Consider the following 18,614-nt stretch of genomic DNA (forward strand, 5'->3'; position numbering starts at 1 on the left):
GTCGCTTGTCTCTCCTGAGGTGTTTAAAAAGCACCGGCGATCGGGTGGCGGGCGACAAAGTGTCCGGCGCCAACCTGCACCAGCGGTGCGGTAACGGGTTCATCGCCCAGCGCGCGCACCGGGCTCGGGATCTCATCGGCCGGCAGCGGCTGCCGTTTGTGGGCGTGAGCGGGATCGGCCACCGGCACCGCCGCCATCAGCTTGCGGGTGTAGGGGTGCTGCGGGTTGTCGAACACCGCCTGCCGCGGGCCGATTTCCACGATCTGCCCGAGGTACATCACCGCCACCCGGTGGCTGATGCGCTCCACCACCGCCATGTCGTGTGAAATGAACAGAAAAGCGATGCCGAACTCGCGCTGCAGATCGAGCAGCAGATTGACGATCTGCGCCTGAATCGACACGTCCAGCGCCGAAACCGCCTCGTCGGCGATCACCACTTTCGGGTTCAACGCCAACGCGCGCGCGATGCAGATACGCTGGCGCTGGCCGCCGGAAAATTCGTGCGGGTAGCGGCGCGCGTGTTCCGGCAACAGGCCGACGCGTTCCAACAGCCAGGCCACCCGCCTTTCCGCCTCCCGGCCGCGCATCACGTTGTGCACCAGCAGCGGCTCCATGATGGAAAAACCGACCGTCAGGCGCGGATCGAGCGAGGCGTAAGGATCTTGAAAGATGAACTGAATATCGCGCCGCAGGTGCTGCAGCGCCGGCCCCTTCAACCGATCGATTCGCCGCCCGGCGAAGGTGATGGTGCCGCTCTGGCTGTCCACCAGTTTCAGCAAAGAACGCCCGGTGGTGGACTTGCCGCAGCCGGACTCGCCCACCAGCCCCAGCGTCTCGCCGGGATAAAGATCGAAACTGACGTTTTCCACCGCGTGCACCCGGCGAGTGACCCGATTGAACAGCCCGCCGCGCAGATCAAAACGCGTGACCAGATGCTCCACCCGCAGGATCGGCGCGGCGTCTGGCGGCACGGTATCCTGCGGCGCGGCATCGCCCTCGCCATCCGGCAGCGGAAACTTCGCCGGCAGCGGCCGATCGGCCATCGCCCCCAGCTTCGGCACCGCCGCCAGCAGCGCCCGGGTATAGGCCTGTTGCGGTGCGGCGAACAGCTCGCGCACCCGATTTTGTTCCACCTGCTCACCGCGGCGCATCACCAACACCCGATCGGCGATCTCCGCCACCACGCCCATGTCGTGAGTGATGAAGATCACCCCCATCTGCATCTCCTGTTGCAGCACGCGGATCAGCTGCAGGATCTGCGCCTGAATGGTGACGTCGAGGGCGGTGGTGGGCTCATCGGCGATCAACAGCGCTGGCTTGCAGGAGAGCGCCATGGCGATCATCACCCGCTGGCGCATACCGCCGGAAAGCTGATGCGGGTAGCGCCCCAACACCTCTTTAGCCTCCGGAATACGCACCAGATCGAGCATGCGCAGCGCCTCTTGGCGCGCGCTGCGGTGGTCCATGCCCTGATGCAAACGCAGCGATTCGGCGATCTGCTCGCCGACTGGAAATACCGGGTTGAGCGAGGTCATCGGCTCCTGGAAGATCATTGCCATGTCGGCGCCACGCACCGTGCGTAGCGTGTGCTGCGAGGCGCGCGCCAGATCGAGCAACGCGCCGTCGCGCCGGCGCAGCGTCATGGCGCCGCCGACGATGCGCCCGCCGCCCTGCTCCACCAGACGCATCAGCCCCAGTGAAGTGACCGATTTGCCGGAGCCGGACTCGCCGACGATCGCCAGCGTCTCGCCGCGATCGAGATCGAACGACAGGTTGCGCACCGCTTCTACGGCGCCGTCCGCTTGAGGAAAGCTGATGCTCAGATCGCGCACCGTCAGCACCCGCTGCGGCGGCAATGGCAGCCCGTCGCCGGCGGGCCGGAATGAAACGTCGGTCATACACCCTCCCGGTGAACGCTTAGCGATAAATCCCGACGGACGGCGCATCGCCGACATAGCCAAAACCGCGATACATCCCCTCGCTGTTGAACGGCAGCGCGATATTGCCGTGGCGATCGACGGCGATCATGCCGCCGCTGCCGCCCAGCGCCGGCAGCTTCTCCATCACCACCCGATCGCTGGCTTCTTGCAGGCTGAGCCCGCCGTATTCGATCAGGGCGGAGACGTCATAGGCCGCCACGCCGCGCAAGAAGATTTCGCCGGTGCCGGTGCTGGAGACCGCCACGGTGGCGTTATTGGCATAGCAACCGGCGCCGATGATCGGCGTGTCGCCCACCCGCCCGGCCTGCTTGTTGGTCATGCCGCCGGTGGAAGTGGCGGCGGCGAGGTTGCCCAGCGCATCCAGCGCCACCGCGCCGACGGTGCCGAATTTGCGATCGGGATCGAGCGGATCGGCGGCCTGCGCCGCGCCGTCGTGATCGAGCAATACCCGCCCCTGCTCCGCCTGGGCGCGGTGCAACTGATCAAAGCGTTCCTGAGTAAAGAAGAAGTCGGGGGCGACCATTTCCAAGCCGTGGGCGGCGGCAAACTTCTCGGCGCCTTCGGCGGTAAACAGCACGTGTTCGCTGTTTTCCAGCACCGCGCGCGCCGCCAGCACCGGGTTGCGGATGCGGCTGACGCCGGCGACGGCGCCGGCATCACAGGTGCGGCCGTCCATCACGCAGGCATCCAGCTCGTGGGTGCCCTGATGGGTAAACACCGAGCCTTTACCGGCGTTGAACAGCGGGCACTCTTCGAGCAGCCGCACCGCTTCGGTCACCGCGTCCAGCGCGCTGCCGCCCTGTGCCAATATCGCCTGCCCGGCGGCCACGATCTCGGACAGCGCCTGAATATACTGCCGTTCCTTTTCCGCACTCAGCGCCGCCCGGGTAATTGCGCCCGCGCCGCCATGAATGGCAATCACTGGTTTGCTCATTTGCCTGACACCCTGTGTTAATCCCGCCGTAGCACAGCGAATAAGCTGAGCGCGGTATCATTATTATTCAGTCTTTTTTCGATGCTATTTAGCCCGACTGTGGAAGTACAGCATAACGTCCACGCCCCACTTTTAGCGTAGTCCGCTTAGACCGTTTCGCACCTTGAAATAGCTTATTGGAATAAAAACAGCAGGTTATAAAAAGCAGCAAACCGCTGATAGTGCGGCTGGGATTATTGGTAATTTCGCGAGAGGAAATAGCGGCATGGGGTAATGAAATAAGCGTTCACGCTGAATAATCATTATTTCGACGCCCGGCCTGCCGTTTTTTTCCCGGCCGGGCGAAGATAATCCGCGATTAAAAACCGGAACCGGGTTGCTGTAAAAAGGCCTCTTCTTCCGGCGTGCTGATGCGCCCCAATATCGCATTGCGATGCGGGTAACGGCCGAAACGATCGATGATCGCCTTATGACGCAGTTCGAATTCCAGCTGATCGCCGTTATTGAGCTCGGTATACAACACCAGCGCCTGTTGGTGAATCAGCGGCGATTCCGAATGCATGAACGGCAGATAAAGGAAGCCGCGCTGCTCGCGGCTCAGCCGTTCGCACTCGCCGCTGCGGATCGCCTCCTGCGCCAGAATCAACGCCATGCCGTCGCAGGCGAACGACTGCGGCGTGCCGCGGAACAGGTTGCGGCTGAACTGATCGAGCACGATCACCTCCGCCAGCCGCCCTTCGATGGTGTCGCGCCAGTGCGCCAGCTCCCCCGCCGCCGCCGCCCGCCAGATTTCGCCGAAGCGGCTGTGCAGCAAGCGATCGAAATCATCGTCCTTTTTGAACCACATCACCGGTTCGATCTCGTCGAACCAGAATTCGATAACCTGTTTATGCATCATGATTCTCCTCTGTTTTACGCAGTTTATACCCGTTCGCACTTCCGGCGCAGTGCGAAAGATGGCGGGCATAACCCGTTCTCCCCCCCGGCGTTCTCTGCCATAATACCCGCACTTTGTCGCTATCAATGCGCACCCTGATTACGGAGTTCCCCTTATGGATCATTGCCATACTTCCGATCTCATCTCCCTGGAGCAAGCGCTGGAAAAAATGCTCGGGCAGATCGCCCCGCTGCAGCAGACCGAATCCATCGCCCTGACCGCCGCCGCCGGCCGCATCACCGCCGCGCCGGTGGTCTCACCGCTCGACGTGCCGCCGTTCGCCAACTCGGCGATGGACGGCTATGCGGTGCGCCTCGCCGATTTACAGGCCGGCGTGCCGCTGCCGGTCGCCGGTAAGGCCTTCGCCGGCGCACCGTTCGACGGCCAATGGCCGGCCAACAGCTGCGTGCGCATCATGACCGGCGCGCCGATCCCGGCCGGGGCGGACGCGGTTGTCATGCAGGAGCAGGCTGAAGTGAGCAACCTGGGCGTGCGTTTTACCGCCCCGGCAGAAGCCGGCCAGAATATCCGTTTGGCGGGTGAAGACATTCGCCAAGGCGCCAGCGTGCTGCCGGCCGGCGTGAAGCTGGGCGCCGCGCAGCTGCCGCTGCTGGCTTCGCTCGGGGTCGCCGAAGTGCAAGTGATGCGTAAGCTGAAGGTCGCGGTGTTTTCCACCGGCGACGAACTGCAGCCGGTCGGCCAGCCGCTGCAGGCGGGCCAGATCTATGACACCAACCGCTTCGCGGTGCGCCTGATGCTGGAGCAGCTGGGCTGCGACGTGCTCGATCTCGGCATTATCCGCGACGATCGCGATGCGCTGCGCGCCGCCTTCGAACAAGCGGACAGCCAGGCCGACGTGGTGATCAGCAGCGGCGGTGTCTCGGTCGGCGAAGCCGACTACACCAAACAGATGCTCGACGAGCTGGGCCAGGTCAGCTTCTGGAAGCTGGCGATCAAACCCGGCAAACCGTTCGCCTTCGGCAAACTGGGCCACGCCTGGTTCTGCGGCCTGCCGGGCAACCCGGTTTCCGCCGCCCTGACCTTCTACCAGCTGGTGCAACCGCTGCTGGCGAAGTTGGCCGGCCACAGCGACTGGCGCCTGCCGCCGCGCCTGCGCGCGCGGGCGCTGACGCCGCTGAAGAAATCGCCGGGCCGCCTCGATTTTCAGCGCGGCGTGTTCAGCAGCAACGCCGCGGGCGAACTGGAGGTCAGCACCACCGGCCACCAGGGCTCACACGTCTTCAGCTCCTACAGCCAGGGCAACTGTTTCATCGTGCTGGAGCGCGAACGCGGTTCGGTGGCGGCGGGTGAAACGGTAGAGATCGAACCGTTCAACGCCCTGCTGAGGAGCTGAACATGTTGCCGGAATTGACCGACGCCGAAGCTCTGCGCTACAACCGCCAGATCGTGCTGCGCGGCTTTGACTTCGACGGCCAGGAGAAGCTGAAGGCCGCCCGCGTGCTAATCGCCGGGCTGGGCGGGCTGGGCTGCGCCGCCGCGCCTTATCTGGCGGCGGCCGGGGTCGGCCATCTGGTGCTGGTGGATTTCGACACCGTCTCGCTCTCCAATCTGCAGCGCCAAATCCTGCACCGCGACGATCGCATCGGCCAGAGCAAAGTCGCCTCCGCCAGGCAGGAACTGAGCGCCATCAATCCGCATATCCGCATCGACGCCATCGACGGCCGTCTGGAAGACGATGCAGTTGCGGCAGAGATCGCCGCCAGCGATCTGGTGCTGGACTGCACCGACAACGTGGCGGCGCGCGACGCGCTGAACCGCCTGTGCCACGCGCAGCGCAAACCGCTGGTTTCCGGCGCGGCGATCCGCATGGAGGGCCAGCTCAGCGTGTTCACCTATCAGCCGGGCGAGCCCTGCTACCGCTGCCTGAGCCGGCTGTTCGGCGACAGCGCCCTCACCTGCGTAGAAGCCGGCGTGATGGCGCCGCTGGTCGGCACTATCGGCACCCTGCAGGCGATGGAAGCCATCAAGCTGTTGGCCGACTATGGTCAGCCGCTGCGCGGCAAGCTGTTGATGTTCGATGCGATGAGCATGCAGTTCCGCGAGATGAAACTGCCGAAGGATCCGCACTGCGAGGTGTGCGGCGGGGAATGACGGATAAAAAAAGGGCGGGATAATTCCCGCCCTGATGCGTTGCCGCGAGGGTTACACGATGCCCTGGCTGCGCAGATAGTCTTCGTAGTTGCCGGTAAAGTCGATCACCTTGTTCGGGGTGATTTCCAGAATCCGGGTCGCCAGCGAGCTGACGAACTCACGGTCGTGGGAGACGAAGATCAGCGTGCCTTCGTACATCTCCAGCGCCATGTTCAGCGATTCGATGGATTCCATATCCAGGTGGTTGGTCGGTTCGTCCATCACCAGAATATTCGGGCGCTGCATCATCAGCTTGCCGAACAGCATGCGGCCCTTCTCACCACCGGACAGCACCTTCACTTTCTTCTTGATGTCGTCCTGGCTGAACAGCAGACGGCCCAGCACGCTGCGCACCGCCTGCTCGTCGTCTTTTTCCTGCTTCCACTGGCTCATCCAGTCGAACACGCTCAGGGTGTCGTCGAACTCGTATTCGTGATCCTGCGCGTAGTAACCGATACGGGCGTTTTCCGACCATTTCACGGTGCCGCTGTCCGGCTGCGCGTCGCCCACCAGCGTTTTCAGCAGGGTGGTTTTACCGATGCCGTTGGCGCCCAGCACCGCGACCTTCTCGCCCACTTCCACCATCAGGTTCAGCTTGCTGAACAACGGGCCTTCGTCGAAGCCCTTGGTGAGCGCTTCCACTTCCAGCGCGTTACGGAACAGCTTCTTGTCCTGCTCGAAGCGGATGAACGGGTTCTGGCGGCTGGAAGCTTTCACCTCTTCCAGTTGGATCTTGTCGATCTGACGAGCGCGCGAGGTGGCCTGCTTGGATTTGGAGGCGTTGGCGCTGAAGCGGCTGACGAACGATTGCAGCTCATTGATCTGCGCCTTCTTCTTGGCGTTGTCCGCCAGCAGACGCTCGCGCGCCTGGGTGGCGGCGGTCATGTATTCGTCGTAGTTGCCCGGGTAAACGCGCAGTTCGCCGTAGTCCAGATCCGCCATGTGGGTGCAGACCATGTTCAGGAAGTGACGGTCGTGCGAGATGATGATCATGGTGCTGTTGCGCTCGTTGAGCACGTTTTCCAGCCAGCGGATGGTGTCGATGTCCAGGTTGTTGGTCGGTTCGTCGAGCAGCAGGATTTCCGGATCGGAGAACAGCGCCTGCGCCAGCAACACGCGCAGCTTCCAGCCCGGCGCGATTTCGCTCATCGGGCCATAGTGCTGCTCAACCGGAATGCCCACGCCGAGCAACAGTTCGCCGGCGCGCGCTTCGGCGCTGTAGCCGTCCATTTCGCCGTAGGCCACTTCCAGATCGGCCACTTTATAGCCGTCTTCTTCGCTCATCTCCGCCAATGCGTAGATGCGGTCGCGCTCTTCCTTCACCGCCCACAGTTCGGTGTGGCCCATGATCACGGTATCCAGCACGCTGTACTGCTCAAAGGCGAACTGATCCTGACGCAGTTTACCCAGGCGCTCGTTCGGATCGAGGAACACGTTGCCGCCGCTCGGTGCCAGATCGCCGCCGAGGATTTTCATAAAGGTGGACTTGCCGCAGCCGTTGGCGCCGATCAGGCCGTAACGGTTGCCGCCGCCGAATTTGACAGAGATGTTTTCAAACAGCGGCTTACTGCCGAACTGCATGGTGATGTTGTTAGTGCTTAACACAGCGCTCGCTCTTTATACATAGGGAATGTGATTTGGCGCGCATTATGCCACAACGGGGTGCAGAGATCGCGGGAAGTTTCGGTGACATTTTGAGCGGCGCCTGCGGCATCCGATCCTTTTCGCAGGCGGCATAGCTGAACTAACGCGGCGGGAACTTCGCGGCAATCATCGCCGCCGTCGGCTGCACGCCGCCCAGGCTCCATTGTTCGGGCGCATGTTCATCGATTCGGACCCAAACCGACTGCCTGAACGCCGGATCCCCTCGCCCTTCTATCTCTACCAGCAGTTCGGTAATGCGGGACAGCATTTCGCTTTTTTGCCGTTCATCCAGCATGCCTTTCACCGTTTGCACATTAACAAATGGCATTATACTCTCCTTGAATATAGTTAAGTCTAAAAACAAGACTTAGATTAGCCAAGGAAAATGCCCATGTCAAAATCTCCCGATCTCCCTACCGTTTCTCTTGCCCTGTGCGGGCTGGCGCAGGCCGCGGATCTGCTTGGCGATCGCTGGACATTACTGATCCTGCGCGAGTCATTCTACGGCGTCCGCCGTTTTGAAGAGCTGCGCGAGAATATCGGCGCTTCACGCCAGGCGTTGAGCAACCGTCTGAATGCCATGGTAGAACAAGAACTGTTGGCCAAACGCGCTTACCGGGAGCCGGGCGAGCGCGAACGACATGAATATGTCTTGACGGACAAGGGGCGCAGCCTGGGGCCCATCCTGGTTGCGCTGATGGCGTGGGGCCACCGGCATATTCTGCATGACAACCCCCACGTTCAACTGGTGGATAAAAGCAGCGGGCTGCCGGTGCAGTTGGCATTTATCGATGCGCAGGCGCACGTAGTGCCTGAAGACGCGCTGCAAATGTCGGCCGTTGAGCTCCCCCCGGCCTGACTTACCCATTCTGGTCTACGCTTGATACCAGACTGATTTAGGACAAGGATGCTGAACCATGCCACACCTCTATAACACCGCGCTGCTGATCGGCGCTGCGCTGAGCGCCATCGCCGCCCTGCTGCATATTTGGGTGATCGCCGCCGGGCCGCGCGGCTATCGGCTGTGCGGCGCCGGCGATCGCTTCATTAAGGCGGCGGAAGCAGGTAAAAAGTTCCCTGCCGTCGTTACCGCCGGCATCGCGCTGGTGTTGTTTATTTGGGCGCTTTACGCGCTGTCCGGCGCGGGCCTGATCGCGCCGCTGCCACTGCTGCGGCCCGCGCTGTTTATCATCACCTTTATCTACCTGCTGCGCGGCGTCGCCGGCCCTTTCGCCCTGCGCGATACCGGCCGCAGCCAACGCTTCATCGTCGTCAGCTCGCTGATTTGCCTCGGCTTCGGGCTGGTGCATCTGCTGGGGATGACGCAGCGCTGGGGGGCGTTGGCGTAACGCCCTGTTGCCGCAAAACGGCGATAAACGCCTGCGCGGCGGCGCTGCGGTAAGCGCCTTGGCGCTGCAGCAATACCGCCTGACGGGCCGGCATGGCGTTGGCCAACGCCACTTTTTTCAACTGCCGGTTCTCGCGCGCAATGGCGGCCGGCAACAGCGTGGCGAGCTGCCCGCGCCGCACGATCTCAAGGATGGCGGCCAGCGCATTGGCCTCCACCGCCACCTGCGGCCGGAAACCGAGCTGCGTGCAGTAGCGATCGATAAACTGACGCGTGGCGAAGTCGCCGCTCAGCAAGGCCAGCGGCAGAGTTCGCCACTCCGCCAGCGCCAGCGGCCGACGCCGCGCCGCCAGGGGATGATCGGCGCCGACCATCAGCTCCAGCGTCTCACTGAACAACGGCATCGCTTCCACCTCCGCCGACTGCGCCATCTCAAAGGCAATCCCCAGATCCAGCCGATCCTGCGCCAGCAGCGCCTCAATCCGCTCTTGCGCCATCTCCTCAATGCTCAGCGTAATCCCCGGGTAGCGGCGGTAGAACGCATCGATCGTCGGCCCCACCAGATAGGCGGTGAAGGTCGGGGTCATCGCCAGCCGCAGATGGCCGCGCGCCAGCGTCGCCACGTCATGGATCGCCCGCGCGCCGGCGTCCAGATCCTGCAGCGCCAGGCGCGCATAGCGCATCCAGGCCTCACCGGCGTCGGTCAGCTGCACCCTTCTGCCGCTGCGATCGAACAGCGGCGCTCCCAGTGCATCCTCCAGCTGTTTGATCTGCTGCGACAAGGTCGGTTGCGAGACGTGCAGCGCTTCGGCGGCGCGGGTGAAATTGCCCTGTTCGGCCACGGCCAGAAAATAACGGATATGTCGCAGCAGCATAGCGCCCCAACTATTAGTAAAACCTATAGCCAGTATTATAAATGGGTCTTAGACCCTATAGCCAGAAGCGTTCATGATGCCTCCATCGCTTACCCCCTGGGAGAAAAACAATGAAAGAGGTAATTGAGGGCTTCCTGAAGTTCCAGCGCGAAGCCTTTGTTGAACGCACGGCGCTGTTTCAGCGGCTGGCCACCCGCCAAAATCCGCGCACGCTGTTTATCTCGTGTTCCGACAGCCGCCTGGTGCCGGAGCTGGTCACCCAGCGCGAGCCGGGCGATCTGTTCGTTATCCGCAATGCCGGCAACATCGTGCCTTCTTTCGGCCCCGAACCCGGCGGGGTGACCGCCTCGGTCGAGTACGCCGTCGCCGCGCTGGGCGTGGAAGATATCGTGATCTGCGGCCATTCCGACTGCGGCGCGATGACCGCCATCGCCACCTGCCAGTGTCTGGATCACCTGCCAACGGTCGCCGGCTGGCTGCGTTACGCCGATTCCGCCAAGGCGGTCAATCAGGCTTATCCGCACGCCTGCGACGAAGCGCGGGTCGCGTCGATGGTGCGCGAAAACGTCATCGCCCAGCTCAACAACATCAAAACGCACCCTTCCGTCGCCCTGGCGCTGGAACAGGGCCGCCTGACGCTGCACGGCTGGGTCTATGACATCGCCAGCGGCGCTATCGAGGCGCTGGACGGCGAAACCCGCCGCTTCGTGCCGCTCGCCACCCATCCCGAGGTGACCGCCACGCCGGCGATCGCCCGTTTTTAAGCCCACAAAAGGAGCCAACATGACACACTCTCTGCACAACGCCGCCCCGCGCGAAGCGCTCACCGACACCATCATGGCCGCCAAGATCCGCCATAACCTGACGTTCGAAGCGCTGGCCGAGGGCACCGGTCTCAGCCTGGCGTTCGTCACCGCCGCGCTGCTGGGGCAGCATGCGCTGCCGGAAGCGGCGGCGCGCACCGTGGCGGTCAAGCTGGGGCTGGATGAAGAGGCGGTACAGCTGCTGCAAACCATCCCGCTGCGCGGCAGCATCCCCGGCGGCGTGCCGACCGACCCGACCATTTATCGTTTCTATGAAATGCTGCAGGTCTACGGCTCCACGCTGAAAGCGCTGGTGCACGAGCAGTTTGGCGACGGCATCATCAGCGCCATCAACTTCAAGCTGGATATCAAGAAGGTCGCCGATCCGGACGGCGGCGAACGCGCGGTGATCACCCTGGACGGCAAATACCTGCCGACCAAGCCTTTCTGATTGGCCTTGCGCCGGCGGCCCACGTCGCCGGCAAATTGACAGCCAACCGGCCATTGGCTACATTAACTGCGCTGAAACGCCGCTCTGGCGTTTTTCACTGCCCGAGGCCTGTATGTTGGAGATTGTAACCACCCGATAGTCGCTTCCTTGCCGCATGGCGAGGGACTCTGACGTATCCGACGCGCGTTTGCGCGGGGATGCGCGTATCTGGGGTTATTACAGGATCTCCCAACATGAACATTTCCAAAGCGGAACAACGCGTGCTGCACGTGTTGGCCAAAGGCGGCTATATCGCCTTCACCCGCAACGACGCCGGTCGCGTCACCCACGTTGAATGCTACACCCGCGAAGGGCTCGGCTTGGCCGACTGCTCGCTGGCCGTTTTCACCAAGCTCAAAACCAAACGCCTGATCCTCTCTCGCCAGGGGCGCCCTTATCGCGTCACCTTCGCCGGGCTCAAGGCCGTGCGGGCGCAGCTGGATAACCGTTAATCATCGATACCGGCCGGGCAGGTAGCCCGGTCGGCACAGTCTTATTTAATCAGGATACAACCATGAACATCACGTTACGCCACGAAACGCCGGCCGACGTCGGCGCCATCGCCACCCTCACCGCCGCCGCATTCTTGCATGCCGAGCACAGCAGCCACACCGAGCAGTTTATCGTCAATGCGCTGCGCGCGGCGGGAGCCCTCACCCTGTCGCTGGTCGCCGAACGCAATGGCACACCGATCGGGCACGCGTCCGTCTCGCCGGTCGCACTCAGCAACGGCGCCGCCGGGTGGTACGGGCTGGCGCCGGTGTCGGTGCTGCCGGCCTGTCAGGGCCAGGGGATCGGCAGCATGCTTATCCGCCGGCTGCTGGCCGAGCTGCAGGAGCGTGGCGCCGCAGGCTGCGTGGTGCTGGGCGATCCGAGCTATTACGGCCGTTTCGGCTTCCAGGCGCAGAGCGCGCTGACCCTGCCGGGCGTGCCGCAAGACTACTTCCGCGCCGTCGCCTTCCAGGGCGCGCTGCCGTGCGCGGAGGTCACCTTCCACAACGCGTTTAACGCCGAAGCCTAACCCTGTTGCCGGCGCCGTCATGGCGCCGGTTTTCAGTCCCGCTCGCCATAACGCAAGATAGTCATCCCTTCCTCTTCCACCGGGGGAACAAAATACTGCGCCAGGTGCTCAAACTCCGCCTCGCTCAGTGTAAACGGGTGTTCGCCGCGCGCATTTCTCAGCGTTATCCGGTTCAGGCACTGCGCATGGCTGACGTCGAGAAAGTGCAGGCAGTGCGCGACGCCGGCCTCCTCCGCCAAGGCTTTGGCCCAGCGCCGCCTGTCCGGCGTATTCATCGGGAAATCGAGCGCCACGGACCAACCGCCGCGCAGCAGCTGAACAAGGTGCCCGCCCAGCGCCCGCCGCAACCGGTCGGAGCAGCGCGCGTAGTCTTGCAGGCTGGCCATATCCTGTTCATACAGCGTCGCCAGCCATGCATCTTCGCTCAGCAACAGCGTTTGCGGCTGCTGGGCCAAACGCTGCGCCAACGTCGATTTGCCTGCGCCGGCCTTGCCGCACATCAGGTGTAAAACTCCAGGGTAGGTTTTCATGACGTTCTCCGGTCGTTGCCGGAAGGGGATAAAAAAACCCGCCTGCCGGCGGGTTTTTATTGGCGACACACGCGCTATCCCACCCTCTGGAGAAGGGTGATAATAATTTTCGCGAATGGGCGGTAGGATTTTTTCATAGCTAATGAATATGACAACCGTGCAGCGTTGTCAATTCGCTTCCGACGCAGGCTTGCTCTGTGCGTGATAACAACGGCTATCCTGTGGCGCCTGGTCGCGTCTCTCCAGCCCGTAGTCCCGCACCACCTCCGCCACCCGCAGCCGATACTGCGCCAACACTTCGCCACGGCCGCGCGTCTGCGCCGCCCGGTGCTGTTCGAGATTGCGCCACTGCTGCACCGCCGCCTCGTCGCGCCAGAAAGAGAGCGACAGCAGGCGCGCAGGATCCGCCAGGCTTTGGAAGCGCTCGATAGAGATGAATCCGTCGATCTGCGCCAGCAGCGGCTTCAGCGCCGCCGCCAGCGCCAGATAGGTATCGCGCTGCCCATCGGCGGCCTGCAGTTCAAAAATCACGGCAATCATCCTCGTCTCCTCTCAACGGTAAAATTCCGGCACGCGCGCATTCAGCGAACGGCGCCACTGCACCGATTTCAACGCCCGCTCATCAATATCCAGCGAATACGGCCGCACAGCAGCAAAGTGCGATGACTACAGGCTAGCAATGGACGCACAGCCATACTTCGTCTAACCTCGAAGTATGCATAACATCGAGATAGAAGATCGTTTAGCGGCGCTGAGCGCCGCCATCGCCGACCGCACCCGGGCGCGCATGCTGTGCCTGTTGATGGACGGGCGCGCCTACACCGCTACCGAGCTCAGCGCGGCGGTCGAGGTCGCCCCGTCCACCGCCAGCGCGCATCTGGCGAAACTGCTGGAACAGCAGTTGATTGCCTGCGTCAAACAGGGGCGCTATCGCTATTTCCGGCTGGCCGGGCAACCGGTGGCCGCCGCGCTGGAAGGTCTGATGGCGTTGACCGGCGTGCCGCGCCCGTCGGTGAAGAGCAGCACGCCGACCTCGCTGCAATATGCCCGCACCTGCTACGACCATATGGCGGGCGAGGTAGCGGTAAAGCTGCACGATCGGCTGCATGCGCTGAACTGGTTGAGCGGCGAGGAAGACTACCGCTTAAGCGACGCCGGCCAGGCGGCCCTGGCGCGGCTGAGCGTCGATTGTTCCCCCGCTCCCACCCGCCGCCGTTTCGCCTGCGGTTGCCTGGACTGGAGCGAACGCCGATCTCACCTCGGCGGCGCGCTGGGCGCTGCGCTGCTGAACGCCTTTATCCAACGCGGCTGGATGCTGCGCCAACTCGACAGCCGCGAGCTGCAGCTGACCGACGCCGGTAAAAAAGCGCTGGCCGCACATTTTGACCTCACGGTGTAACCCGGCGGCAGGGTAGTTTTACTGCAATACTCTAGGGGTACGCTTAAGCGACCCCGCCAACCCGAGGAGTTTCCATGCTCGATTCCACCCAATTCCCGATCGTCAAACGCTGGCCGGCTCAGCATCCGGAACGGCTGCAGCTCTACTCTCTGCCGACGCCGAACGGCGTCAAAGTGTCCATCATGCTCGAAGAGATCGGCCTGCCTTATGAAGCGCACCTGATCGACATCGGCAACAACGAAACCTGGACGCCGGAATTCCTGGCGCTGAACCCGAACGGCAAGATCCCGGCGATCATCGATCCCGACGGCCCCGGCGGCCGGCCGCTGCCGCTGTTCGAATCCGGTGCCATTCTGCTCTACCTGGCGGAAAAGAGCGGCCGTTTCCTGCCACAGGACCCGGCGCAGCGTTACGAAACCATTCAATGGGTGTTCTTCCAGATGGCCGCCGTCGGCCCGATGTTCGGCCAGCTCGGTTTCTTCCATAAATTCGCCGGGCGCGAATATGAAGACAAGCGGCCGCTGGAGCGCTACAAAAACGAATCGAAACGCCTGCTCGGCGTGCTGGAAACACGCCTTGAAGGCCGCGACTGGATCATGGGCGCGGAGTACACCATCGCCGATATCTCGCTGCTGGGTTGGGTGCGCAACCTGATCGGCTTCTATGAGGCGCGCGAACTGGTGGAGTTCGACAGTTTCCCTCGCGTCGCGCAGTGGCTGGAGCGCGGTCTGGCGCGCCCGGCGGTGCAGCGTGGGCTCGCTATCCCGGCGCGCGCGGCCTGATCGTCAAACGGGGTGGCCGCCGGGCCATCCCGCCTTCCACTGTCATAAAATTGTCATCCCTCTGCTCTACTCTCCTTTCGTAACAATTTGATGTTATTTACATTGTTGTATTACGACAAGGAGCTTACCCCATGCAACCTGCTGTATCCCTGATCGCCGGCGCCGTACTGTCCGCCCTGCTCTGTTCCTCCGCCATCGCGGCGGAAACCTCGGCCAATGCCAATGGCCTGACCGATCGCGCCGCGCGCGGCAACCTCGTCGAACCGGGCGGCGCCCGCCGTCTGGCCGGCGATCAGACCGCCGCGCTGAAGGCGTCGCTGTCGGACAAAACGGCGAAAAACGTGATCCTGCTGATTGGCGATGGCATGGGGGATTCCGAGATCACCGCCGCGCGCAACTACGCCGAAGGCGCAGGCGGTTACTTCAAGGGCATCGACGCCCTGCCGCTGACCGGGCAATACACCCATTACTCGCTGGACAGGAAAACCCACAAGCCGGACTACGTGACCGACTCCGCCGCCTCCGCCACCGCCTGGGCCACCGGGGTGAAAACCTATAACGGCGCGCTCGGCGTGGACGTGAACGGCAAGGATCAACCGACGCTGCTGGAGATCGCCAAGGCCGCCGGCAAGGCCACCGGCAACGTCTCCACCGCCGAGTTGCAAGACGCCACGCCGGCAGCGCTGGTCTCGCACGTCATCTCACGCAAGTGCTATGGCCCGGAGGAAACCAGCGAGAAATGCGCCGCTAACGCGCTGGAAAACGGCGGCCGCGGCTCCATCACCGAACAACTGCTGAAAACCCGCGCCGACGTCACGCTGGGCGGCGGCGCGAAATCGTTCAACCAGCTGGCGAAAAGCGGCGAATGGCAAGGAAAATCGCTGAAGGAGCAGGCGGCGGCGCAGGGTTATCAGTGGGTGAGCAACGCCGACGAACTGCAGGCCGTTACCCTCGCCAACCAGCAAAAACCGCTGCTGGGGCTGTTCGCCGACGGCAATATGCCGGTGCGTTGGCTGGGGCCGAAAGCCAGCTACCACGGCAACCTCGACAAACCGGCGGTAACCTGCGAAAACAACCCGGCGCGCACCGCCGCCACGCCAACGCTGGCGGCGATGACCGAAAAAGCGATCGCGCTGCTGAAAGACAACCCGAACGGCTTCTTCCTGCAGGTGGAGGGCGCGTCGATCGATAAGCAGGATCACGCCGCCAACCCGTGCGGGCAGATTGGCGAAACCGTCGATCTGGACGAAGCGGTGCAAAAAGCGCTGGCCTTCGCCCGCGCCGACGGCAACACGCTGGTGATCGTCACCGCCGACCACGCACATTCCAGCCAGATCGTCTCCGCCGACGCCAAAGCGCCGGGCCTGACCCAAAAGCTGACCACCAAGGACGGCGCGCCGATGACCCTCAGCTACGGCAACTCGGAAGAGGAGTCGCAGGGGCACACCGGCACCCAACTGCGCGTCGCGTCCTACGGCCCGCACGCCGCCAACGTAGTGGGCCTGACCGATCAGACCGATCTGTTCTTCACCATGCGCGATGCGATGGGTATCAAGTAACCGCCCCCTGAACGATGGCCGCCCGCGACGGCGGCCATTTATTATTGGTTACCGATGCGCATTTGCAATTAATCCGCAATTATTGTGTGATAACGAAATAACGTCTAATTACGCGGCAATTAACCCATGAAAATAACGCGGTTATATTGTCTTTCGCTCCTCTCTGTTTATTCCTGCGACAGCAACCGGCCTATTTTTGCTTATATTCGTTTTTTTTAGTTACAAAAGTAGTTTTTAACATTCTCGCAAACAATAATACCCCGCCAGTAACGTGAACCGATCAATTTGCATCCGGACGGCCTGCAATAGTTCACTTTTCGTTAAAAACCCTATTAACAAAAAGGCATTATTGCTGCCTATCGGCTTTCGCCGGGCGGTCGGCTTCATTATTTCCAGGGTAACTCCCGCTAAATTCTTTCACCTGCAATGAGTAGAATTTACACACAAGAGATTTAATTCAATGAGAAAATTACTCGTCCTGATTTTCAGTCTCAGCCTGTTTGGCGTTACGCAACAGGCGGCGGCTGAAGAGAAGAATAAAACCGTCGACGTGGTTCTGATCGGCGGCGGCATCATGAGCGCCACCTTGGGTACCTATCTGCATGAGCTGGAGCCGACCTGGACCATCGACATGTACGAGCGCATGAACGGCGTAGCGGAAGAGAGCTCCAACGGCTGGAACAACGCCGGTACCGGGCACTCCGCCTTCAGCGAAATGAACTACACGCCGGAAAAAGCCGATGGCACCATCGACATCAGCAAGGCGGTGAAGGTCAACGAGTCTTTCGAAATCTCTCGCCAGTTCTGGTCTTATCAGGTGAAAAACAATGTCCTGAAAGATCCGAAATCCTTCATTAACAGCGTGCCGCACATGAGCTTCGTGTGGGGCGACGACAATGTCAACTTCCTGCGTAAACGCTATGCGGCGCTGCAGCACAGCACCCTGTTCCGCGGCATGGAATACTCCGAAGATCCTGCGCAGATCAAACAGTGGGCGCCACTGGTGATGAACGGCCGCGATCCGGCGCAGAAAATCGCCGCGACCCGCATGCCGCTGGGTACCGACGTCAACTTCGGCGTGATCACCCACCAGCTGGTTGACGCGCTGAGCGCCAGCGACAAGTTCAAGCTGAACCTGAGCCACGAAGTGCGCGACATCAAGCGCAACGCCGACCAGACCTGGAGCGTGACCGTTGCCGATCTGAACCGCGACGGCAAAGAAACCACCGTTAACGCCAAGTTCGTGTTCATCGGCGCAGGCGGCGCATCCCTGACCCTGCTGCAGAAATCCGGCATCCCTGAAGCCGACGGCTACGGCGGCTTCCCGGTCGGCGGCCAGTTCCTGGTCACCACCAATCCGGAGATCGCCAACCAGCACCTGGCCAAAGTGTATGGCCTGGCCAGCGTAGGTTCGCCGCCGATGTCCGTGCCGCACCTGGATACCCGCATGCTGGACGGCAAGCGCGTGCTGCTGTTCGGGCCGTTCGCCACCTTCTCCAGCAAGTTCCTGAAGAACGGCTCGCTGTTCGATCTGCTGCACTCGCTAAGCACCTCGAACCTGATGCCGATGACCCACGTCGGTCTGGATAACTTCGATCTGGTGAAATACCTGGTCGGCCAGCTGATGATGAACGACGACGACCGCTTCGCCGCGCTGAAAGAGTACTTCCCGGACGCCAAACAGGAAGACTGGAAGCTGTGGACCGCGGGCCAACGCGTGCAGATCATCAAGAAAGACGCGGATAAAGGCGGCGTGCTGCAGTTCGGCACCGAGGTCGTCAGCGCTGAAGACGGCAGCATCGCCGCTCTGCTGGGCGCTTCGCCGGGCGCTTCCACCGCTGCACCGATCATGCTGCATCTGATGGAAACCGTGTTCAAAGACAAAGTGGCGACGCCGGAATGGCAGAGCAAGCTGAAAGAGATCATCCCGTCTTACGGCCACAAGCTGAACGGCGATATCGAGATGACCAACAAGATCCGCGGCTACACCAGCAGCGTGCTGGGTCTGAACTACATTGAAGTGAAACCGGAAACTAACTGATTCCCCGTGGTTTCCTGCTGACAAGGCCGCTTTATGCGGCCTTTTTTCTATACCCCTGCCGCTCAAAGAGCATTTTTGGCCACCTATTTACCCCCGGTTTACCCTTGCGTAACGGCGTAGTCACGCCTATTATCAAAGTATATTCTTGGATAATTAAGCT

Annotated in this window: 20 protein-coding genes; 12 read left to right on the plus strand and 8 right to left on the minus strand. The window is 62.1% G+C overall.

All coding sequences use genetic code 11. The features are described from left to right. Window positions 1–23: 23 nt before the first annotated feature. The 3 genes from J9788_RS10830 to J9788_RS10840 all read right to left on the minus strand — a co-directional run bounded on the left by J9788_RS10830 (window position 24) and on the right by J9788_RS10840 (window position 3,769). Window positions 24–1,898, minus strand: coding sequence for a dipeptide ABC transporter ATP-binding protein (locus J9788_RS10830; RefSeq protein ID WP_182264866.1), 1,875 nt, complete (start codon window positions 1,896–1,898; stop codon window positions 24–26). Between the two features lie 19 nt (window positions 1,899–1,917). Continuing rightward, window positions 1,918–2,874, minus strand: a complete 957-nt coding sequence (locus tag J9788_RS10835) for an isoaspartyl peptidase/L-asparaginase family protein (RefSeq protein ID WP_033633719.1) — start codon at window positions 2,872–2,874, stop codon at window positions 1,918–1,920. A gap of 358 nt (window positions 2,875–3,232) precedes the next feature. Then, the gene (locus J9788_RS10840) at window positions 3,233–3,769 is read right to left on the minus strand and encodes a DUF924 family protein (protein WP_033650589.1); all 537 of its coding nucleotides are present in this window, start codon (window positions 3,767–3,769) and stop codon (window positions 3,233–3,235) included. A gap of 157 nt (window positions 3,770–3,926) precedes the next feature. Between J9788_RS10840 and moeA the strand changes: the two genes are divergently transcribed. Further along, window positions 3,927–5,165, plus strand: a complete 1,239-nt coding sequence (gene moeA, locus J9788_RS10845) for a molybdopterin molybdotransferase MoeA (protein ID WP_182264867.1) — start codon at window positions 3,927–3,929, stop codon at window positions 5,163–5,165. Between the two features lie 2 nt (window positions 5,166–5,167). Continuing rightward, complete coding sequence (gene moeB / locus J9788_RS10850; RefSeq protein WP_046896975.1) at window positions 5,168–5,923, plus strand: molybdopterin-synthase adenylyltransferase MoeB; 756 nt, start codon at window positions 5,168–5,170, stop codon at window positions 5,921–5,923. 51 nt (window positions 5,924–5,974) lie between these two features. On the opposite strand, the gene J9788_RS10855 is transcribed toward moeB, so the two are convergent. Both J9788_RS10855 and J9788_RS10860 read right to left on the minus strand, forming a co-directional pair. Beyond that, entirely contained in the window at window positions 5,975–7,567 is a 1,593-nt protein-coding gene (locus tag J9788_RS10855; protein ID WP_004939011.1) for an ABC-F family ATPase, read from the minus strand. A 139-nt stretch (window positions 7,568–7,706) separates the two neighbouring features. Next, window positions 7,707–7,934 carry a tautomerase family protein gene (locus J9788_RS10860; RefSeq protein WP_182264868.1) on the minus strand — a complete coding sequence of 76 codons (228 nt, stop codon included), beginning with the start codon at window positions 7,932–7,934 and terminating at the stop codon, window positions 7,707–7,709. 63 nt (window positions 7,935–7,997) lie between these two features. On the opposite strand from J9788_RS10860, the gene J9788_RS10865 reads away from it, so the two are divergent. Both J9788_RS10865 and J9788_RS10870 read left to right on the plus strand, forming a co-directional pair. Then, window positions 7,998–8,465 (plus strand): helix-turn-helix domain-containing protein, encoded by a 468-nt coding sequence (locus tag J9788_RS10865; protein WP_182264869.1) that lies wholly within the window; start codon window positions 7,998–8,000, stop codon window positions 8,463–8,465. Between the two features lie 58 nt (window positions 8,466–8,523). Then, a complete protein-coding gene (locus tag J9788_RS10870) occupies window positions 8,524–8,955 on the plus strand; it encodes a hypothetical protein (protein ID WP_033640893.1) in 432 nt (143 codons plus the stop codon). Here J9788_RS10870 and cynR read toward each other — a convergent pair. Next, window positions 8,879–9,829: a transcriptional regulator CynR gene (gene cynR / locus J9788_RS10875; protein ID WP_182264870.1), complete on the minus strand. Its 951-nt coding sequence runs from the start codon at window positions 9,827–9,829 to the stop codon at window positions 8,879–8,881. The two genes, J9788_RS10870 and cynR, sit on opposite strands and share 77 nt — an antisense overlap. 110 nt (window positions 9,830–9,939) lie before the next feature. Here cynR and J9788_RS10880 point away from each other — a divergent pair, with 110 nt between their 5' ends. From J9788_RS10880 to J9788_RS10895, 4 genes are all read left to right on the plus strand, one after another. Beyond that, a complete protein-coding gene (locus tag J9788_RS10880; protein ID WP_044031615.1) occupies window positions 9,940–10,593 on the plus strand; it encodes a carbonic anhydrase in 654 nt (217 codons plus the stop codon). A 19-nt stretch (window positions 10,594–10,612) separates the two neighbouring features. Further along, window positions 10,613–11,083 carry a cyanase gene (gene cynS / locus J9788_RS10885; RefSeq protein ID WP_182264871.1) on the plus strand — a complete coding sequence of 157 codons (471 nt, stop codon included), beginning with the start codon at window positions 10,613–10,615 and terminating at the stop codon, window positions 11,081–11,083. Between the two features lie 233 nt (window positions 11,084–11,316). Continuing rightward, entirely contained in the window at window positions 11,317–11,574 is a 258-nt protein-coding gene (locus J9788_RS10890) for a YjhX family toxin (protein WP_004939031.1), read from the plus strand. A 62-nt stretch (window positions 11,575–11,636) separates the two neighbouring features. Continuing rightward, window positions 11,637–12,143, plus strand: a complete 507-nt coding sequence (locus J9788_RS10895) for a GNAT family N-acetyltransferase (RefSeq protein WP_046896973.1) — start codon at window positions 11,637–11,639, stop codon at window positions 12,141–12,143. 32 nt (window positions 12,144–12,175) lie between these two features. Here J9788_RS10895 and J9788_RS10900 read toward each other — a convergent pair whose 3' ends face one another. Together J9788_RS10900 and J9788_RS10905 are read right to left on the minus strand one after the other, a co-directional pair. After that, window positions 12,176–12,673, minus strand: a complete 498-nt coding sequence (locus J9788_RS10900; RefSeq protein WP_182264872.1) for an ATP-binding protein — start codon at window positions 12,671–12,673, stop codon at window positions 12,176–12,178. Between the two features lie 168 nt (window positions 12,674–12,841). Next, complete coding sequence (locus J9788_RS10905; protein WP_182264873.1) at window positions 12,842–13,213, minus strand: antibiotic biosynthesis monooxygenase; 372 nt, start codon at window positions 13,211–13,213, stop codon at window positions 12,842–12,844. A 175-nt stretch (window positions 13,214–13,388) separates the two neighbouring features. Between J9788_RS10905 and J9788_RS10910 the strand changes: the two genes are divergently transcribed. The 4 genes from J9788_RS10910 to mqo all read left to right on the plus strand — a co-directional run bounded on the left by J9788_RS10910 (window position 13,389) and on the right by mqo (window position 18,454). Continuing rightward, the gene (locus J9788_RS10910; RefSeq protein ID WP_182264874.1) at window positions 13,389–14,072 is read left to right on the plus strand and encodes a helix-turn-helix transcriptional regulator; all 684 of its coding nucleotides are present in this window, start codon (window positions 13,389–13,391) and stop codon (window positions 14,070–14,072) included. Between the two features lie 74 nt (window positions 14,073–14,146). Further along, window positions 14,147–14,854 (plus strand): glutathione S-transferase N-terminal domain-containing protein, encoded by a 708-nt coding sequence (locus J9788_RS10915; RefSeq protein WP_033642416.1) that lies wholly within the window; start codon window positions 14,147–14,149, stop codon window positions 14,852–14,854. A gap of 131 nt (window positions 14,855–14,985) precedes the next feature. After that, window positions 14,986–16,413 (plus strand): alkaline phosphatase, encoded by a 1,428-nt coding sequence (phoA, locus tag J9788_RS10920; RefSeq protein ID WP_182264875.1) that lies wholly within the window; start codon window positions 14,986–14,988, stop codon window positions 16,411–16,413. A gap of 460 nt (window positions 16,414–16,873) precedes the next feature. Beyond that, complete coding sequence (gene mqo, locus J9788_RS10925) at window positions 16,874–18,454, plus strand: malate dehydrogenase (quinone) (protein ID WP_046896968.1); 1,581 nt, start codon at window positions 16,874–16,876, stop codon at window positions 18,452–18,454. Window positions 18,455–18,614: the final 160 nt, after the last annotated feature.

Source organism: Serratia sp. X10 (genome assembly GCF_017811775.1).
Classification (GTDB): Bacteria; Pseudomonadota; Gammaproteobacteria; order Enterobacterales; family Enterobacteriaceae; genus Serratia; species Serratia ureilytica.

Excerpts from the sequence above, each read along its gene's own strand:
- J9788_RS10830 (WP_182264866.1), bottom strand. The coding sequence starts at position 1,898 with ATGACCGACGTTTCATTCCGGCCCGCCGGCGACGGGCTGCCATTGCCG.
- J9788_RS10835 (WP_033633719.1), bottom strand. The coding sequence starts at position 2,874 with ATGAGCAAACCAGTGATTGCCATTCATGGCGGCGCGGGCGCAATTACC.
- J9788_RS10840 (WP_033650589.1), bottom strand. The coding sequence starts at position 3,769 with ATGCATAAACAGGTTATCGAATTCTGGTTCGACGAGATCGAACCGGTG.
- moeA (WP_182264867.1), top strand. The coding sequence starts at position 3,927 with ATGGATCATTGCCATACTTCCGATCTCATCTCCCTGGAGCAAGCGCTG.
- moeB (WP_046896975.1), top strand. The coding sequence starts at position 5,168 with ATGTTGCCGGAATTGACCGACGCCGAAGCTCTGCGCTACAACCGCCAG.
- J9788_RS10860 (WP_182264868.1), bottom strand. The coding sequence starts at position 7,934 with ATGCCATTTGTTAATGTGCAAACGGTGAAAGGCATGCTGGATGAACGG.
- J9788_RS10865 (WP_182264869.1), top strand. The coding sequence starts at position 7,998 with ATGTCAAAATCTCCCGATCTCCCTACCGTTTCTCTTGCCCTGTGCGGG.
- J9788_RS10870 (WP_033640893.1), top strand. The coding sequence starts at position 8,524 with ATGCCACACCTCTATAACACCGCGCTGCTGATCGGCGCTGCGCTGAGC.
- cynR (WP_182264870.1), bottom strand. The coding sequence starts at position 9,829 with ATGCTGCTGCGACATATCCGTTATTTTCTGGCCGTGGCCGAACAGGGC.
- J9788_RS10880 (WP_044031615.1), top strand. The coding sequence starts at position 9,940 with ATGAAAGAGGTAATTGAGGGCTTCCTGAAGTTCCAGCGCGAAGCCTTT.
- cynS (WP_182264871.1), top strand. The coding sequence starts at position 10,613 with ATGACACACTCTCTGCACAACGCCGCCCCGCGCGAAGCGCTCACCGAC.
- J9788_RS10890 (WP_004939031.1), top strand. The coding sequence starts at position 11,317 with ATGAACATTTCCAAAGCGGAACAACGCGTGCTGCACGTGTTGGCCAAA.
- J9788_RS10895 (WP_046896973.1), top strand. The coding sequence starts at position 11,637 with ATGAACATCACGTTACGCCACGAAACGCCGGCCGACGTCGGCGCCATC.
- J9788_RS10900 (WP_182264872.1), bottom strand. The coding sequence starts at position 12,673 with ATGAAAACCTACCCTGGAGTTTTACACCTGATGTGCGGCAAGGCCGGC.
- J9788_RS10905 (WP_182264873.1), bottom strand. The coding sequence starts at position 13,213 with ATGATTGCCGTGATTTTTGAACTGCAGGCCGCCGATGGGCAGCGCGAT.
- J9788_RS10910 (WP_182264874.1), top strand. The coding sequence starts at position 13,389 with ATGCATAACATCGAGATAGAAGATCGTTTAGCGGCGCTGAGCGCCGCC.
- J9788_RS10915 (WP_033642416.1), top strand. The coding sequence starts at position 14,147 with ATGCTCGATTCCACCCAATTCCCGATCGTCAAACGCTGGCCGGCTCAG.
- phoA (WP_182264875.1), top strand. The coding sequence starts at position 14,986 with ATGCAACCTGCTGTATCCCTGATCGCCGGCGCCGTACTGTCCGCCCTG.
- mqo (WP_046896968.1), top strand. The coding sequence starts at position 16,874 with ATGAGAAAATTACTCGTCCTGATTTTCAGTCTCAGCCTGTTTGGCGTT.